Source organism: Longimicrobiaceae bacterium (genome assembly GCA_035696245.1).
In the GTDB taxonomy this organism is placed as follows: domain Bacteria; phylum Gemmatimonadota; class Gemmatimonadetes; order Longimicrobiales; family Longimicrobiaceae; genus DASRQW01.
The window spans coordinates 1-3254 of the sequence record DASRQW010000264.1; the positions used below are offsets into that span (position 1 = coordinate 1).

General features: G+C 69.7%; 3 protein-coding genes. All 3 read right to left on the minus strand.

What is annotated here, in order from left to right; translation table 11 throughout:
* Nucleotides 1-138: 138 nt before the first annotated feature.
* Nucleotides 139-1458, minus strand: a complete 1320-nt coding sequence (locus VFE05_12275) for an aminotransferase class I/II-fold pyridoxal phosphate-dependent enzyme (protein HET6230840.1) — start codon at nt 1456-1458, stop codon at nt 139-141.
* Nucleotides 1459-1555: 97 nt separating this feature from the next.
* The gene (locus VFE05_12280; GenBank protein HET6230841.1) at nt 1556-2077 is read right to left on the minus strand and encodes a hypothetical protein; all 522 of its coding nucleotides are present in this window, start codon (nt 2075-2077) and stop codon (nt 1556-1558) included.
* A gap of 482 nt (nt 2078-2559) precedes the next feature.
* On the minus strand, nt 2560-3254 hold a 695-nt coding region (locus VFE05_12285; protein ID HET6230842.1), incomplete at its 5' end, for a LysE family translocator.

Sequence of the window (3254 nt, forward strand, 5' to 3'; positions counted from 1 at the left end):
TTCTCCCCTCTCCCGCTTGCGGGGGAGGGGCCGGGGGAGGGGGCACCTCTCCGCCGCGACACATCTTCCGAAAACGCCGTCCACCCTCCCGCGAGCACGTTGCAGGAGGGCCGAATCGTCACCGAGAAGCTGTCCGCGCTAGTCGCGGATGGCCTCGAGGGCGGCGCGGAGGCGGGGGAGCATGGCGCGGATGGTTTCGACGGAGACGGCGCCCACGGAGAAGCGGAACCAGCCCGTGTCTTCTGTGGACCCGAACGCCTGGAAGGCGACCACCGCCACGCCGGCGGAATCGAGCAGGTAGGTGCGGATGTCCTCGTTGGTCCGCAGGTCGCGGCCGTCCGCCGTGCGCTTGCCGTTCACGTCGAAGCGCACGCTCAGGTAGATGGCGCCCATGGGCGAGATGGCATCCACCGGCAGGCCGGCGTCGCGCATCTCCATGAGCCCGTCGTAAAGCGCGTCGAGGCGGGCCTGCACGGCGGCCTTCATCTCCGCGTGGTATTGGTCGATCTCGTCCGCCGCGCCGAGCAGGCGGGCGGTGGCGGCCTGCTCCGCGCGCGGGGCCCAGGCGCCCATGTGGCCCACGATGCTCGCCATGCGCTGCGTCACGTCCACCGGCCCCACCGTCCAGCCCACGCGCACGCCCGTGGCCGCGAACGCCTTGCTGATGCCGTCGATAAAGACGGTGTACTCCTTCATCTCCGGGCGCAGCGACACGGGGTTCACGTGCCGCGTGTCGCCGAAGGTGAGCATCCAGTACACCTGGTCGTACAGCAGGTACAGCGGGCACTCGCCCGGCCCGCGGCGCGCGTTCTCCTCCAGCACCAGGTCGCAGATGCCGCCCAGCTGCTCGGCCGTGAACGCGGTGCCCGCGGGGTTGAGGGGCGAGTTGAGCGCCAGCATCCGCGCGCCGCGCACCTTGTCCTCCAGCATCTCGCGCGTGGGCAGGAAGGCGTCTTCCGGCCCGCAGACGACCGGCACGCCCACCGCGCCCACCAAGTGGCAGTAGTGGTTGTTGTTCCAAGACGGCACGGGGTAGATGACCCGCTCGCCCTGATCCACCAGCGCCCGGTAGGTGGAGTAGATGCCCGGCCGCGACCCGCCGGTGACCAGCACCGCGCCCAGCTCGTAGTCCAGCCCCAGGTGCTCGCGGTAGAAGTCCAGCACCGCCTGCCGCAGCGCGGGCATCCCGTCGGACGGGGGATAGTTGGTCTCGCCCGCTTCCAGCGCCTCGGTGATCCAGCGCTCCAGAACGGTGGGGATGCGGAACTCGGCCGGGCTGAAGTCGCCCACCGTCAGGTTCGCGATCTCGCGTCCCTCTGCGGCCAGCGCCCGCACGTCGGCGGCGATCTTGAGGATCTCGGAGCCCACCAGGCCCTCGGCCAGGCGCGACACGCGCCGCGGCGTGCCGGCGTCTTCGGCGGTGGCCACGGTCCCCAGCTCGTCGGTGTCTCGGATCATCGGGCTCCTCACGGCAGTCGAAAGCGTCACGAAGCTACGGTTCCCGACAATCTACGCAACTCGTGCCCGTCTGCCCAAGGGGGGACGGGCACGTCGGTCAGTGCCGGTGCGTCCGGGTGGCCGCATCGGTGTTGAACTGCATCTCCCCGAAGGCGTTGGACTGCGGGTCGTAGACCAACCCCCAGTACGGCGCGCCGCCGTCGCACACCGCCTCGGCCTCGCGGTGCCAGTAGTCGCCGGGGTACAGCGGCGGGCCGGGGAAAGCGTTGATGTAGATTAGCCTGCGCCCGTTGCGGATGAACCCCGCGTACTGCCGCCACGACGCCCCCGCCGGCGCGTCGCTCTCCGGCAGCTTGATGCCGTGGAGATACGCGGGCAGCGCCGCCTCAAGCTTGCGGATGTCGTCCTTGGATGGCGTCCAGTACCCGGTGATGCCGAACGGCACCCCGCGCGAGCACTGGTCGAACACGCCGCGTGCATGTGCGCTGTCGATGACCGCGGCCTGGTCCGCGCGGACGATGATGACCGGCGGCCCCTTCTTCTTCGGCGGCGGCCCGCTGGAGCACGCCGCGATCAAGGCCACCGCGGCGACGGCGATGATGAAACGGCTGGACTTCAAAGGGATGCCCCCTCCCGCTCGCTTAGGCTCGCACCCTCCCCCGCAAGCGGGAGAGGGTTGGTATTTCGTTGCGCGGCCGGGCGGCGGCGCGGGCGGAAACTCTCCGCACGCGCTCTGCCGACGCCACCTCGGTGATCTACCCGATCCATGCTTCGGACATTGCACAACCCGAGACCCGCAACGACCTATCTACATGTAGGGGTGCGATTTATCGCATCCGCAACTCTCGGCACGCGGAGGGGTGCCTTCAACGTGACCGCCCGCCCGCGCATCCGCAATCGCATCCCCGGCATCGCCGCGGCTCTCATCAAGAAACGTGCGGCCAGTCGCCAAGGACCGGCCGCACGCCATCAACCGAAACTACGTCATCCCGTCCCCCATTCGCCATCTTCGTCACCCGACATCAACCGAGACGGCTTCCGATCACTTCGCGGACGTCATCCCTCATCGATCCCTCGTCGCTCCACCGTGCTTCCCGCAAATCAGGCGCGGCGCATGACGGCGAGGCGGATGCCGAGGGCGATGAAGACCACGCCCGGCAGCCGCCGCAGCCACGCCGCGCCTCCGATACGACCCCGCGACCACTCCCCCGCCCCGCTCGCCAGCAGCGCGACGATGATGTTCACCGTCGTCCCCGACAGGTTGAACAACAGGCCGAGGAAGACGAGCTGCGCCGGGACGCTTCCGCGCGACGGGTCGACGAACTGCGGGAGGAACGCCAGGAAGAAGAGCGCGACCTTCGGGTTCAGCACGTTGGTGACGACGCCCTGACGGAAGATGACGCCCAGCGGCGCCGGCTTCACGCGCGCGCCGCCCTCCGCGTCCGCACGGGAGAGCAGCACGCGCACGCCCAGGTACACGAGGTACGCCGCGCCCGCGTACCGCACAACGTCGTACGCGAGCGGGACGGCGAGCAGCAGGCTGGACACGCCCGCGGCCACGAGCGTCATGTGCACCAGCGCCCCCACCGCGATCCCCAGCGACGACACGATGCCGGCGCGCCGCCCCTCCGCGGTGCTGCGGGCGATCACGTACAGCATGTCCGGCCCTGGCGCCACGTTCAGCGCCAGCCCGGCCGTCATGAACAGCAGCAGCGTCGCGGCGGTGGGCAAAGGCAGAACGAGCATCGATGACTGGCTGGAGAGGTGAAAACGACGCTTGGTGTCTCGACGAAAAG